Origin of the sequence: Kitasatospora sp. MAA19 (assembly GCF_029894125.1) — a bacterium.
GTDB lineage: Bacteria > Actinomycetota > Actinomycetes > Streptomycetales > Streptomycetaceae > Kitasatospora.
In genome coordinates this window covers 68,587-82,051 of record NZ_JARXYZ010000028.1, presented here as the reverse complement: position 1 = coordinate 82,051, position 13,465 = coordinate 68,587, and the positions used below count along the sequence as shown (strand labels likewise).

General features: G+C 69.6%; 11 protein-coding genes. 6 read left to right on the top strand and 5 right to left on the bottom strand.

What is annotated here, in order from left to right; all coding sequences use genetic code 11:
* Positions 1-176 precede the first annotated feature (176 nt).
* Positions 177-1,844 carry a hypothetical protein gene (locus P3T27_RS31275; RefSeq protein WP_280684585.1) on the top strand — a complete coding sequence of 556 codons (1,668 nt, stop codon included), beginning with the start codon at positions 177-179 and terminating at the stop codon, positions 1,842-1,844.
* Between the two features lie 427 nt (positions 1,845-2,271).
* Here the strand turns inward: P3T27_RS31275 and P3T27_RS31270 are convergent, their stop codons facing one another.
* Both P3T27_RS31270 and P3T27_RS31265 read right to left on the bottom strand, forming a co-directional pair.
* On the bottom strand, positions 2,272-2,526 hold the full coding sequence (locus P3T27_RS31270; protein ID WP_280684583.1) for an acyl-CoA-binding protein: 255 nt from the start codon (positions 2,524-2,526) through the stop codon (positions 2,272-2,274).
* Positions 2,527-2,756: 230 nt separating this feature from the next.
* Entirely contained in the window at positions 2,757-3,506 is a 750-nt protein-coding gene (locus P3T27_RS31265; protein WP_280684582.1) for an SDR family oxidoreductase, read from the bottom strand.
* 491 nt (positions 3,507-3,997) lie between these two features.
* On the opposite strand from P3T27_RS31265, the gene P3T27_RS31260 reads away from it, so the two are divergent.
* The 5 genes from P3T27_RS31260 to P3T27_RS31240 all read left to right on the top strand — a co-directional run bounded on the left by P3T27_RS31260 (position 3,998) and on the right by P3T27_RS31240 (position 9,602).
* On the top strand, positions 3,998-4,468 hold the full coding sequence (locus tag P3T27_RS31260; protein ID WP_280684580.1) for a MarR family transcriptional regulator: 471 nt from the start codon (positions 3,998-4,000) through the stop codon (positions 4,466-4,468).
* A complete protein-coding gene (locus tag P3T27_RS31255; RefSeq protein WP_280684578.1) occupies positions 4,465-5,934 on the top strand; it encodes an MFS transporter in 1,470 nt (489 codons plus the stop codon). The genes P3T27_RS31260 and P3T27_RS31255 overlap by 4 nt, the downstream gene beginning before the upstream one ends.
* Positions 5,931-6,527: an isochorismatase family cysteine hydrolase gene (locus tag P3T27_RS31250; protein WP_280684576.1), complete on the top strand. Its 597-nt coding sequence runs from the start codon at positions 5,931-5,933 to the stop codon at positions 6,525-6,527. Before P3T27_RS31255 ends, P3T27_RS31250 begins: the two co-directional genes overlap by 4 nt.
* Before the next feature lie 815 nt (positions 6,528-7,342).
* Positions 7,343-7,675: a hypothetical protein gene (locus P3T27_RS31245; protein ID WP_280684574.1), complete on the top strand. Its 333-nt coding sequence runs from the start codon at positions 7,343-7,345 to the stop codon at positions 7,673-7,675.
* Positions 7,676-8,093: 418 nt separating this feature from the next.
* Entirely contained in the window at positions 8,094-9,602 is a 1,509-nt protein-coding gene (locus P3T27_RS31240; RefSeq protein WP_280684572.1) for an NAD(P)/FAD-dependent oxidoreductase, read from the top strand.
* A 243-nt stretch (positions 9,603-9,845) separates the two neighbouring features.
* On the opposite strand, the gene P3T27_RS31235 is transcribed toward P3T27_RS31240, so the two are convergent.
* From P3T27_RS31235 to P3T27_RS31225, 3 genes are all read right to left on the bottom strand, one after another.
* The gene (locus P3T27_RS31235) at positions 9,846-10,688 is read right to left on the bottom strand and encodes a class I SAM-dependent methyltransferase (RefSeq protein WP_280684570.1); all 843 of its coding nucleotides are present in this window, start codon (positions 10,686-10,688) and stop codon (positions 9,846-9,848) included.
* Between the two features lie 75 nt (positions 10,689-10,763).
* Complete coding sequence (locus P3T27_RS31230) at positions 10,764-12,329, bottom strand: terpene cyclase/mutase family protein (protein ID WP_280684568.1); 1,566 nt, start codon at positions 12,327-12,329, stop codon at positions 10,764-10,766.
* Positions 12,326-13,348 (bottom strand): terpene synthase family protein, encoded by a 1,023-nt coding sequence (locus tag P3T27_RS31225; RefSeq protein WP_280684566.1) that lies wholly within the window; start codon positions 13,346-13,348, stop codon positions 12,326-12,328. The genes P3T27_RS31230 and P3T27_RS31225 overlap by 4 nt, the downstream gene beginning before the upstream one ends.
* Positions 13,349-13,465: the final 117 nt, after the last annotated feature.

Here is a 13,465-nt window from a genome sequence, read left to right as displayed (position 1 = left end):
CGACTGACGAACGAGTCATACCGACGGTCACCGGCGACGTACGCCTGCCCCTGAACCCGCTGCGGGGCCCGCTTGAACCTCTGCCACCGCACTGACCCAGCACCTGCCAGCACCGAGCCTCAACTGCGCGTCTTCTGCCCGCATCGTGTGAAGCGCCGAAGTAGGGAGTCCTGACCGTGCCGTCCTTGCTGAACTACGCCATCCTCACCGATCCGACCTCGCTCTTGGCGTCGCAGCCCGGGGCACCGTCCGTGGGAACGGTGTACGTGATCGTCTCCAACACCCACCAGTCCGAGGTGCGGTGGGATTTCATCGATGTGGAGATACCGGTCGGCAGCGGTCCCAACGACCTGACGGGTAACCCCACGGCGATCAGCGCGAGCATCGAGAAGGACTACAAGGTCAACCGGGAGCCGGAGCCGACCTTCGACTGGGACGGTACGCTCGGCCGCTTCCGGGCGCATGACCCCTCCGGGGGGAGGCTGACCCTGCCTGAGGAGGAGTCGCTGGTCCTGAAGCTGGAGAACATACCGGTTTCCGACATGGCGGGGCTGGTCCGCCTGAAGATCCACGAGCGCTCCGGCGGCGGCGACAACAACATCCCCATTCGGCGGGCGAACTTCACCACCACTCTCGGGCTGGTGAAGCAGGCTCCGAAGATCCCACGCAACTTCCGCCCGGAGAAGAACTCCCTGGTGGACGTGGACGCGAGCCAGAACGTCGTGCTGACGTGGGAGGGGCCGGACAACCTCGACTACTGGATCCGCGATCCGCAGGGGAACGAGGTGCTCGTCCAGCCGGCGGCCCAAGGACCGCGGGTGACCCAGCAGCCCTACACCTGGTCACCCCCCTCCGCGCCGAGGCGAGGCACCACCTACACCCTCATCGCCGGGACGACCACCGCCGCACAGCAGCACCAGGGGTACTTCCTCACCACCACGGTCCACGCACTCGTCCCCGAGTTCGACAGCGGGACGCGCACTCCGTGGGTCGAGCAGGCGCCGACCAGGAGCCGTGTCACCTTCTCCGCGGCCGGGGTGGAGATCCACAACGGGACCGGCGCCCTGGGAACCGTCCTGGCCGACAGGGTCGATGTGGACCGCGTGAACGCCAGGACGGTGCACGGCAGCAACTCCAGCGACGGATGGATCGACTTCCCGCAAGCCGGAGTGGAGGTCCATCAGGGCGGCTCGACGCAGCTGGGCACCCTCTCGGCCGACAAGGCCGAGGTGGACCGCGTGAACACCAGGTCAGTGCACGGCCGCAACCCCAGCGACGGATGGATCGACTTCCCGCAAGCCGGAGTGGACGTGCACAAGGAGGGGAAGCAGGACCGGGGGACCGTCTCGGCCGACAGGGCTGACGTGAACGGTGTGAAGACCGCATGGGTGCAGGGGCCGAGCGACAGCGACGGGTGGATCGAGTTCCCGCAGTCCGGGCTGAACGTGTTCCACGGCCAGGGAAGGGCCTGGGGAACCGTCTGGGCCGACAGGGCCGACCTGAACAGCGTGACCACACATTGGGCAGAGGGGCCGGACGGGAAGAAGAGCCGCATCGCCTTCACCGAAACGGGCGTGAAGATCACCGACCCCGAGAAGAAGAGGGGCACTGTGGTCGCCGGCGAGACCAACGTTCGCAGCGTGGTCACCCCCTGGGTGTCGGGGCCCCAGGCTGGAGCGGGATGGATCTCCTTCCCGAACGAGGGGGTGGACGTGCACCGGGACGGAGAGGTTTCCTTCGGAAGGATTCGATATGCCTCGTATAAGGAATCGCAAACGGTGAATGAACGCCCCGTGCACCGCAGGCTGCCCCCTTACGAGTGGCCGCCGCGGTCCGGGAACTAGTCGCGGGCGAGATGCGAGTTTGGCGGCTGTGGTCCTCCGACCGCTGGGTCGAATTGGCCATCGGTCAGGCCGATCCCGAGCGGCCTTTCCAGCTGCTCGCCGCTGTTGGTGAGGCTTCCTCCCTTTCGGAACGACTGCCGCACAACCGCCAACCCGCCTGCCCGAGTTCGGTCACGACTGCGTTGCTCGGACAAGATCGGTCTCGGGGGTGGATCTCCGAAACCGGTGACAACAAGACCGGCCATGCACCGCAGGTGACAGCAAAGATGGCCGAACGGTGCCAACCAGCCTGTCCCGGCACGACCGAACGCGCAGGCCACGCTCTGCGTCCGGTGACAACTGGTGCCGCGTCAGACAACCTTCGCCCCGCGATGTGTACGTGGCCGGGGCGGATCCTTCTGGAACCGCCCCGTCGCCGTTGCGCGGGTCAATCCTTCAAGCCCTCCACCAGGTCGATGTACTGCTGCTGCGCCGCTTCCTGCGTCGAGCCCTTGAGCTCGTTCCAGGCATCCCACTTGGCCCGGCCCACGAAGTCGGTCATCCCCGGGCGCTCGCCCTGGACGTCCCCGCTGCTGCCCTGCTTGAACAGGGCGTACCTCTTCAGCATCGTCATGTTGTCCGGACGCTCGGAGAGCGTCTTGGAATCGGCCTGCGCCTGCGCAAACTGAGCCTGAAGCGTCATCAGGATCTCCTTGATGAGGGCATGGACATGGCGTCCAGACTGTATCGGCCGAGATCCCAGTGATGGGTGGGTAACGTCGGAAGCGGCGTGTCCGTGGCGACATGCAGTCAGGACCAGTTCGGCCGCTCGCCGACGTTCCGAGAGGGCAAAGGTTGTCTGACGCGGCACTAGCGAGTCTCGGCACACCTGAGCGGCGCTATCGAGTCTGGGCGGTGGTCGCCGATCGGGGTTCAGATCTGGACGAGGCCGCCGTCGACGAAGAGTTCGGCCCCGGTGGTGAAGGAGCTCTGGTCCGAGGCGAGGAAGACGGCTGCGGCGGCGACTTCGTCGGTGCGTCCGATCCGGCCGAGCGGAACCATCGTCGCGAGGGCGTCCGCCAGTTGCTGTTCACCTTGTGCCGGGGTCCCCAGGCTGCGGATGCCGGGAGTCTCGATCGGGCCGGGGCTGATGGCGTTGACCCGGATGCCACGGCCCGCGAGCTCGGCGGCCCAGGTGCGGGCGAAGTTGCGGTCAGCGGCCTTGGTGGCGCTGTAGACGCTCATCGCCTCGACGCCCATCGACGCATTGGTGGAAGAGAGCACGATCACCGAGGCGCCGTCCGGCAGCAGGGGTAGTGCCTTCTGGACGGTGAAGAGCGTCCCCTTGACGTTGATGTCGAAAGTCTTGTCGTACTGCTCCTCGGTGATCTCGCCCAGTCGGGCGGGTTCGGCGACGCCGGCGTTGGCCACAACGACGTCCAGCCGTCCGCTGCGCTCCTTGATAGTCGCGAAGAGGCGGTCGAGATCATCGAGATTCGACGCATCGCTTTGAACGCCGGTGGCACGTTCGCCGACGGCTTCCACGGCCGCGTCCAGCTCGGTCTTGCGCCGGCCGGTGAGGTAGACGGTGGCGCCGTCGGCGGCGAACCGGCGGGCGATGGCCAGCCCGATACCGGTCGATCCACCAGTCACCAGGGTGACCTTCTCATCGAGCTGTCCCATGATGTCCACTTCCTTGAAGTAACCAATTTCATTACATCTGGGATCTTTCGTTACACCCTGGAGCGTCGAAGCCTGGGTTGGGTATTCCGCGTCCTATGTGCCCGACGACCCACGCTTCGTGTGCTCGGCGCACCGAATGCCGCGCTCCCTCCTCTTGGCCAGCGGCTTCAGTCACTGCTCAAACCGCAGAAGGCTGGCGCACCACCGCCGCGTCGGTTCTCGCCCCCTGACTGGCCCGGAGGAGTTCTGGATCGCCGGCCAGTGGACTACTGACGACAGCTGCGCCGAACCAGAGCACCCGAGACAGCACCCGGTATCCAAGCGCCCGGGACCAGAGCAACTGAGATTCCCGGCGCCGCCGCCTCCGACGCCCTGGCGACCGCGGCCTGGGCCCTGACCCACGGCCTGAGCCCGCGACCGCGACCGCCGCTCCGGCAACAAACTGCACAAGTAACTTGGCAAAGTTCCTTGTGTAGTTTTACGCTGAGGTCATGAACACGAACCCCAGGCCGCGGCAGTCCACTGCGACCGCGCAGCGCCTCAACGACGCGATCAAGCGGCTGCGCGCACGCCTGCGCGCGGAATCGGGGCAGCATGCGACCGGCCTGACCGTCACGCAGGTCGCCGTGCTGGCGAGCGTGGTACGGGAAGGCCCTATCACCGCGGCCCGGCTCGCCGCGCTGGAGCACGTCAGCGGCCAGTCCATCGCGCAGAGCCTGGCGGTGCTCAAGGCCGCCGGACTGGTCCACAGCGAGCCCGATCCGCAGGACGGCCGCAAGAAGCTGATGAGCGCCGATCCCTCCGCGACCGAGCTGATCGAGAAGCTGCTCGCGGGCCGCGCGTCCTTCCTGGCGCGGGCCATCGACCAGGTCGTCGCGCCGGACGAGCGCAAGGACCTGGGGAAGGCCATCGAGCTGCTGGAGCGTCTCGCCGCGGCCGACCTGAACGACGGCGGCATATGAGAACCGACACCACCCGGGCCGACGCTGCGGCGCGCGGTCTCGCGCGCAAGCCCTTCGCATGGACGTTCACGACCCCGCTCTACGTGGGCTCCAGCCTCAACCCGATCAACAGCTCCATCATCGCGACCGCCCTGGTGCCCATCGCCGCAGCACTGCACGTCTCGGTGGGCAGCACCGCCGTACTGGTCTCCTCGCTCTACCTGGCCAGCGCCGTCGCGCAGCCCACAGCGGGCAAACTGGCGGAGGTATTCGGCGCGCGCCGGATCTTCCTCTCCGGCATCATGCTGGTGCTGCTCGGCGGCCTGGTCGGCGGCCTCGGCCAGAACCTGGCGATGCTGACCGTCGCCCGGGTGCTGATCGGCATCGGCACCTCGGCCGCCTTCCCCTGCTCGATGGTGCTGATCCGGCGCCGCGCCGAGGAGACCGGCCTGGACGCGCCGCCCGGCGGGGTGCTCGGCGGCATCGCGATCGCGGGCATGGCCACAGCCGCCGTCGGCCCTCCGATCGGCGGACTGCTGGTGGGCGCCGCGGGCTGGCGCTGGGCCTTCCTGATCAACATCCCGGTCACCGCGATCGCCATGGCGATGGCCCTGCGCTGGCTGCCCAAGGACCCCGTGCCCGACCCCGGACACGGCGGTTTCCGTAAGGTCGCCGACCGGATCGACCTGCCCGGCATCCTCGGCTTCGCCGGGTCGATGACCGCGCTGGTCATCTTCCTGATGAGCCTCCCCCACGTCGAGTGGATCGCTCTCGCCGTCTTCGTCCTGGCCGCCCTGCCCACGGTCGTGTGGGAGCTACGGAAGACCGCGCCGTTCTTCGACTTCCGCGGCCTCGCCGCCAACGGCCCCCTCGCCCGCACCTACCTGCGCCAGGCCCTCACCCTGCTCGGCGTCTACTCCGTGATGTACGGCATGACCCAGTGGATGGAGGCCGCACACGGGATTTCCACCGTGGCGGCGGGACTCCTGCTCCTGCCGATGGGCGCCGTCTCCGCGCTGCTCTCGCGCCCGCTCGCCAGCCGTAACCTGGTACGCGGACCGCTGATCGCCTCGGCGGTGACCATGCTGCTCGGCTCGGTCGGCATCATGCTGCTCACCTCGCACAGCCCGGCGATCGCGATCGTGCTGGTCTCCCTGATCTTCGGCGTCACGTCCGCCTCCACCACGGTCGGCAACCAGACCGCCCTCTACCTCGCGGCACCGCCCGACCAGATCGGCACCGCCTCCGGACTGTTCCGGACCTTCGGATACCTCGGAACCATCACCTCCGCCGTGATCGGCGGCATCGTCTTCCGCGACGGGGTCAGCGACCACGGCCTGCACACCCTCGGCATCGTGCTGGTCGCGGCGGGCCTCGCGGTCCTCCTGCTGACCGTCCTCGACCGCCGCCTGATGAACCGCGACACGAACCGACCGACCGACACCCCCAGCACCGTTGAGAACCCCGCCAAGGAGAATCCCGCGTGAGCACCCCCACCCACCCCACGATCACCCCCGAGCGAACCGCCCTGCTGGCCATGGACTTCCAGAACGGGATCGTCCCCCTCGCCCCCGACGCCGACGCACTCGTCGAACGGGTCAAGGGCGCCATCGCCGACGTCCGCGCCGCCGGCGGCACCATCGGTTACGTCCGTGTCGCCTTCACCGAGAACGACTGGGCAACGATTCCGGAGACCAACAAAGCCTTCACCGCGGTCGCCGCGGGCAAGATGCTCCACCACGAGGACCCCGCCACCCAGATCGACGAGCGGATCGCCCCCGCGCACGGCGACATCGTCGTCCGCAAGACCCGCTACGGCTCGGCCTCCACCACCGACCTCCACCAACAGCTGACCGACCGCGGCATCGACACCCTGGTGCTCACCGGGATCAGCACCAGCGGCGTCGTTCTGTCCACCCTCATCGACGCCGCCGACCGCGACTACCGGATCTACGTTCTGTCCGACGGCATCGCCGACCCCGATCCCAAGACCCACCAGGTACTGGTCGACAACGTGTTCCCCTCCCGCGCCCACGTCATCGACACCACCGAACTGCGCGGGCTGCTGCACTCCGCCTGACACGGCAGCCCCCGGCGGCCCTGGCCACGCAGACCTGCTCGATCATCTGGGGCAGTACCGGGCGAGCGTGGTGATGTCCGCACAGAACGCGGGCATGCCGAAGGACACCAAGACGCCTCCGGTACAGGCAGTGGGGACACTCAAGACCACGGGGTGACCCCCGACACGAACGCAGCCACCCCGCACCCGGTCACCCGGTGCGGGGCGGCTGCGTTGTCCCCCATAGCTCGAATTCCTTCGTGGTGGACAGCGGGTCTGCCCTTCCCGTCCGCACTCGTCACCAGCAGGGGTTCAACTATTGTCGACAGCCGGAGCCTTGAGGCTCCAGCTTCTCTTTGTGTCAACAGGCCTGGGAGACAGCAGAGTTCATGCACACCGGCAGACACTTCGGACGGCCGCCGTCGCAGCGAGGTGACGAGCCGTCAGCGTTCACTTCGTGCACAGGCGCCCGTTATGACCCACGGGCGCCCATGAGCGCTCATCGCGCGTGGTCCCCAAGTGCTCCCCAGGGCCGCCATCCGTCGCCGGTTACGCCCAGCAACGGAAATCTGACGCCAACTCAGCAGGAGCCTTCACGAGCGCCTGGCAGCCCCGGTCACCGCGGCACGCACCTGCTCGCCGAGTCGGCCAGTGCGGGCAGATCATGGTCGCTTACCCACCGGCTACGGATCGTGATCTTCAAGGCGGTGTGTCGTCTTGAGCGTGTCCTGCCCGACCGGCCCCTTCGTGCCCCCCGCCCCGCACGCTCTGCCGACGCACCCGACCACCAGACGAACCTTGGACCCGTAACCACCCACTCCAAGGAGGAACCACCCATGGGACAGCGGACGAAGCGCGGCAGGGTCTACCGCCGATGCGGCTGCCAGGACGAGCACAAGAAGCAGCTCGGCCCCTGGTGCATGCGCCTGCTGGCGGACGCGAAGCACGGAACGTGGACCTACGCCGTCGACCTCGCCCGCGAGGACGACCGGCGCCGCGTCCGCCGCAGGGGCGGCTTCGCCAGCCGAGCCGAAGCCGCCCGCGCGATGGCCGCCGTCCGAGAAGCGGGCGCCGGCTGGCAGATAGGAGCCGAGCTGGTGTTTGAATTCTTCGCGTCGGCTGGTGCGGCTCGACAGTTGCTCGACACCGGGTTCACACGCCAAGGGTGACCTTCCGGCCATCTCTCCCGTTCTTCAGGTACACCGCCGGCAGCTTCACGCCGATCTGCCCCGAGCAGCCCTGCGGAAACCGAGCGTCCACGGGGGCACACGCCCGCTGCCCCGTGAAGCCCCGGCGCGTTGACCGGGCCTCCGCGGCAGCGTGCCACGCCTCATGCACGTCCCCGGTGACCGCATCGGCCCGGCGGAGGTGGCTCGCCGAGCGGCAGCGCATACCGAAGGCAATGGAAGAGAAGGCACTGATGAGCGAGACCCACGTGACCGCGACGAGCGCAGTACGCCCAGACGCCACCGACCGGACGGCGCCCCGGGGACAGCAGACGCCCCGTCGGCACATCGCCGCTGTCCCGGCCGGACCGGCGCTGTGATCCCGGCGCAGGCCACGCGGCCTCGCAGGAACGGGCGAGTCGTGGTCGTCGGTGCGGGGTTCTCCGGCATCGGGGCCGCCATCCGACTGCGCGAGGCAGGGGTCCACGACGTACTGATCCTGGAGAAGGCGCCGCAACTCGGCGGTACCTGGCGGGAGAACACCTACCCCGGCTGTGCCTGCGACGTGCCCTCGACGCTCTACAGCTACTCGTTCACCCCGGACACCGCCTGGAGCAGGCTCTTCGCCGGACAGCGCGAGATCCACGCCTACCTGCGGACGACGGCCGAACGGTACGGGCTCGACGACGCCCTGCGCTGCGGAGTGCACGTGCGGGAAGCCCGGTGGGATCCGGCCGGCGAGCGCTGGCTGCTGGACACCAGCGACGGGCCCTACAGCGCCACGGCCCTGGTCCTGGCCACCGGGCCATGGCACCTCCCGCGCGACCTCGACGTCCCCGGGATCGAGGAGTTCAGCGGTCCCGTGCTCCACACCGCCCGGTGGGACGAGAACATCGACCTGACGGGACGCCGCGTTGCCGTGGTGGGCAGCGGTGCCTCCGCCGTCCAACTCGTCCCGGCCATCGCGGACCAGGCAGCGAACGTGCACCTCTTCCAGCGGACCGCCCAGTGGGTACTGCCCAAACCCGACCTGCCGGTACCCGCGGCGGTCAACCGGCTCCTGGACCGCCTGCCCGGCGCCCGCGGCGCCCTGCGCGCCGGACAGTACATCCTGCAGGAGGGCTTCAACTACGCCTTCCGCCACCCGCGGCTCGCCCGCCTCCTCGAAGTCGGAGCCCGGGCACACCTGCGGCTCGCGGTACACGACCGGGAGCTGCGCCAGGCACTCACACCGGACTACCGGCTGGGCTGCAAGCGGCTGCTGACCTCCAGCACCTTCTACCGCGCCCTCACCCAACCGCACGTCCGTCTGCACTCCACCGCCGTGACGGCCGTGCGCGGCAACGAGGTCGTCGGCGCCGACGGCACCGCAGTCCAGGCCGACGTCCTCATCACGGCCACCGGCTTCCGCATGGGCGAACCGCCGCTGGCCCAGAGCCTGTACGGCAGGGACGGCCGGACCCTGCACGAAGCCTGGGACGGCGAACCGCAGGCGTACCTGGGCACCACCGTCACCGGCTTCCCCAACCTCTTCCTGCTGCTGGGGCCCAACCTGCTCGGCGGCTCCACCTCCGCGATCACCGTCCTGGAAGCCCAACTGACCTACCTCACCGCCGCCCTGGCCCACCTCGACCACAGCGGCCACCGAGCCGTCGAGGTCCACCCGGCCGCCCAGGCCGAGCACAACACAGCGGTGCAGGAGGCGTTGCGGACCACCGTGTACAACTCCGGCGGCTGCACCAGTTACTACTTCAGCCCCAGCGGCCGGAACACCTTCGCCTGGCCTTGGTCCACCGGGCGCCTCGTCCGGCAACTGAGCCGCTTCGACCCCGCCGTCTACACCCGGCACGCAGCCACCGGACCCACGCCCCTGCCCTCCCCGACGGTGCCCCAGGACGACGACCGTACCGTTCCGGCGCGGGGAGAGTAGCGATGAGGGGCGGCCCGAGGGCAGTCGACTCGCCGTAGGGGGCCTTGCGCGGAGGGTGCCGCTTCAACCGGCGAGGCCGGCTGAAGCGGCAGCCCGGACGGAAAGACCGTGATCAGCTCGCGTGGGCGGTCTGCGCCGTGGCCATGGGAAGCAGGAGCGCCGCCATGCCGACGCTCGCTGTCCTGAGGACTCGCTTCATCGCTTCTCTCGTCCGGGGAGCCCGGTGTCGGTGGCCTGTCGCGGTCAGACAACGGGACGACGGGCCTCGGCAATCACGTAGCCGAGCTTCTCGGTGTAGATGGACACGCCGGTGGGGAGCAGCCGGTCCATCTGGGTGGTGAAGTCCGCTCCGTAGTGGGCGGCCAGGTCTTCCCGGTGGTCGGCGTAGCGAAATTCGATCCAGCGGATGTTCTGCCTGGTTTCGGCGGTGACGTCGTGGATCTGGACGACTTCGAGGCCCGCTTGGGTGATGACGTCGGCGTAAGTGTCTGCGCGTAGGAGGGTGGAGAAGGCGAATCCCTGGGTGAGGAGGTTCCAGTCGTCTTCGGTGAGGTGGTCGGTCTGGATGAAGTCGGCGAGGACGAGGCGGCCTCCCGGTTTGAGGGTGCGGTGGATCTCCCGCAGGACTTGGAGGCGGTCGGGGACGTGGAAGAGCATCTCGATGGCCCAGGCGGCGTCGAAGGTCTCGGGCTCGTGGGGCAGGTGCATGGCGTCGGCCTGGATGAATTGCAGTTGTGCGGCGAGGCCGGCGGTGTGGGCCTTCTCGGTGGCCCGGGCGACCTGGGTGGGGCTGATGCTCACTCCGAGGACCCTGGCTTGGGTGCGTTCGGCCAGTCGCAGGGCGGGGTGTCCGGTGCCGCAGCCGACATCGAGGAGGTAGTCGTCGTCCCGCAGGTGCAGGGTGTCGATCAGGCGGTCGGTGAGCCGGTTCTGGGCTTCGGGCATGGACGGGTTCGGGTCGTCGTCCCAGAGTCCGAAGTGGATGTTCTCGCCGTAGAGTGAGTCGAAGAACAGTCCCATGTGGTCGTAGAACTCGCCCACTGACTCGCTGGTGGGGGCGGGCGTGTTGTTCGGGCTCGCTGGCATAGAGACTCCTTCTGGGCTGGTTTTGCTAGGTATTGCCGATGCGGGGCGACCGCTTGCGGTGCTGGTGAGGGTGCGTCACGCCGTCAGCGGTGCGGGGGTGAGGCGGTGGTCGAGGTGTCCGAGGGCGAGCAGGGTGAACACATCGGCGAGGGCGGGGACGCTGAAGCCGAACGGACGTGGCCCGATGGAGTCCGGGATGCTGCTGATGGAGCCGTCGGGGCGTTGCTGGGTGAGCAGGTAGGCGGTGCCGCGGGCGGCAGGGGCGGGCGCAGGATGTCCGGTGAGGGTGATGAGGGCGTAGGCAGTACTCAGGGCGTCGCTCGCATCGCCATCCTGCTGGCCCCAGCCGCCGTCGCTGTTCTGGGAGTTGAGTGCCAGCTGGGTGGCTCGTCGGATGATGCGCCGGGCGGGGCTGTCGGGTGGGCCGGGGCGGTGGGCGGCCGCGAGGGTGGCACGGAAGACGGTGTGGTGGCGGCTGCTGCTCCAGTCGGGCGCGAAGGATCCGTCGGGCCGTTGCTGGGAGGCGAGGTGGTCGAGGGCGGCATCGAGGGCGTGGCGGCGTATCGGTCCCTGGGTGCTGAGGGCGTTGGCGGCGGCGGCCGTCATACAGGCTTCCGAGGGTGCGCCGGCCAGGTAGGTGGGGAAGCCGCCGTCCGGTGCTTGCAGGGCCATCAGGTGGTCGATGGCGCGGCGGATCGCGGTGCGGTGCGTGTCGGGGTCGGCGAGGTGGAGGGCTTCGAGGGCGGCGGAGGTGCAGTCCACGTCGGCGAGTTGGGCCCGTTCGGTGTAGGACCAGCCGCCGGGGTGCTGGAGACGCAGCAGGCGCTGGGCGACGGTGTCCATGGCAGCGCGTGGGGCGCCGGCGGTGTGCAGGGCCACTGCGGCGGTTGCGGTGACCCAGGTGTCTTCGTCGCTGATGAACGGGATTCCGCCGTCGGGGCGCTGGTGGGCGAGCGCGGTGCGTATGCCGTCGGCGACCATGCGGTGCTGGCCGGGCAGGGGGGCCAGGGCGTGCAGCACGGACAGGTGGATGAGGAGGTTGCCCTCCCAGGGTGTGCCCAGGTGCTGGGTGGAGCGGAGCAGGGCCAAGTCGTCCTCGGAGATGGCGGCGCTACGGCCGTACGCGTGGGCGAGGATGGCCTTGACCGCGGTGACCTGCACGCGCGCCCACGCGTGCAGGCCGTGCGGGGAGAAGGCGTCGGGATCCGGGAACCCGGTCGTCGGGGCGGCGCCGAGCAGCAGGAGGACCGCGTGCAGCAGGGCGTGTTTGCGCGCGCTGGTGAAGTCCGGCGCGTGGGCGAGGAAGTCCGCCACGTCCAGCGGGACGAGTGACGCGGCGGTCGGGCCGCCCAGTGCGGCCCGGGCCAGCAGCCGGTCCAGCCGGCGGGGGGAGTCGCGGTGCGTGGCCAGGTAGTCGGCGAGCCGGGCACGTGCGTCGGGTTCCAGGCCGGTGCGGTCCAGCAGGGCCATGAGGAGCGCGGATTCCAGGACGCGGCTGTGGCATGGGGAACGCACTGCTCCGTCGGCCTCGATCCGCCCCTCAAGGTGGCTGCGCAGCCTGGTGGTGGCCCCCACCAGGTCGGTGGGGAACGCGGCGCGCGGCCAGCGGGGCAGGCTCGCGGGGATCGGGGCGGGTCTCATCCGAGCCCGCTCCACTCACCGTCGGTCCCGGGCTGCCGCCGAGGCGGGTCGGTGCGGAGCGCATCCGCTGCGGCAGGCTCCTGGCTGCGATGCGCGGGCTCGTCGTCGAGGGCGAAGCGTCCGGTGCTCGCCAGCCAGTGCAGGGTCGCGGCCATGAACGTCTCCACCAGGTCGACGTAGCGCCGCAGTTCCCGCAGCTGAGGCTGCGGCAGAGTGGGGGTCGTGCGCAGCGCCAGCGCGGTGGCGCGGAACTCGGCTCGGCGCTGTTCGATCATCGCGGCCACCCGTGCCCGGGCCTGGTCGGTGGGGCAGTCGTCCCGGCGGGCGATCAGGGACACCAGGTTGTCCTGGCCAGCGGCCGCGTCCTGCACCTGGGAGGCCAGGTCGTTGGCCCAGCCCGCGACGTCGGCCAGCGCCCAGCGCAAGTCCCGCAACTGGGCGTCCACCAGCGGGTCCTCCACCAGGTGGGCGTGACCGGTGCGCTCCAGGACGTTCAGCATGGGCAGCAGGGTGATCGTGCGGCGCCGCAGTTCGACGTAATCCGCCAGTGGCAGCCGGGTCCCGGAGCGGCGCGCCGCGACCTCCTCTTCACAGGCGTCCAGGAAGTCCCGGTAGTCCGCGGTGAAGCGTTTCCGCCACCGGTCGGACATGCCAGCGGCCGTACGCTCCCACAACCACGCCAAGACCACCGCCTGCGGGGCGTCCGCCGCAGACGTCGCGGCGTCGCAGGTGAGCACCCGGCGCAGCGAGGTTGTGAACCGCTCCAGTTCCCCTGGCACCGATCCCAGGCCCCGGCGGTCGATCTGGTCGTCCACCCAGCAGACGAACGCCGCCCAGTGGGCCGTCAGCTCCACATCCGCCGTACCGCCCCGCGGGAGAGCACGGCCGGCCAGCACATCGAGCCGCATCGCGGCAAGGCGGCGCTCCTCGCTGATGCCCGCCGCCAAGCCCATCTGGCGCGCCCACCGCAGCACCGCCTCGGACGCCAACGCCCCCGCGCCCGATGGCGTGTCAGTCATATCCTGATCTTGTCAGACCATCATCAAGTGCGGAAGGCTCGTCGTCGCACCGCCGACCGCTGCCGCGCGCCGGAGCAGGCATCGCGACCGGTGATGCGACGCGCGACCGAGCGGGCC

Excerpts from the sequence above, each read along its gene's own strand:
- P3T27_RS31225 (WP_280684566.1), bottom strand. The coding sequence starts at position 13,348 with ATGACTGACACGCCATCGGGCGCGGGGGCGTTGGCGTCCGAGGCGGTG.
- P3T27_RS31255 (WP_280684578.1), top strand. The coding sequence starts at position 4,465 with ATGAGAACCGACACCACCCGGGCCGACGCTGCGGCGCGCGGTCTCGCG.
- P3T27_RS31265 (WP_280684582.1), bottom strand. The coding sequence starts at position 3,506 with ATGGGACAGCTCGATGAGAAGGTCACCCTGGTGACTGGTGGATCGACC.
- P3T27_RS31270 (WP_280684583.1), bottom strand. The coding sequence starts at position 2,526 with ATGACGCTTCAGGCTCAGTTTGCGCAGGCGCAGGCCGATTCCAAGACG.
- P3T27_RS31245 (WP_280684574.1), top strand. The coding sequence starts at position 7,343 with ATGGGACAGCGGACGAAGCGCGGCAGGGTCTACCGCCGATGCGGCTGC.
- P3T27_RS31230 (WP_280684568.1), bottom strand. The coding sequence starts at position 12,329 with ATGAGACCCGCCCCGATCCCCGCGAGCCTGCCCCGCTGGCCGCGCGCC.
- P3T27_RS31260 (WP_280684580.1), top strand. The coding sequence starts at position 3,998 with ATGAACACGAACCCCAGGCCGCGGCAGTCCACTGCGACCGCGCAGCGC.
- P3T27_RS31235 (WP_280684570.1), bottom strand. The coding sequence starts at position 10,688 with ATGCCAGCGAGCCCGAACAACACGCCCGCCCCCACCAGCGAGTCAGTG.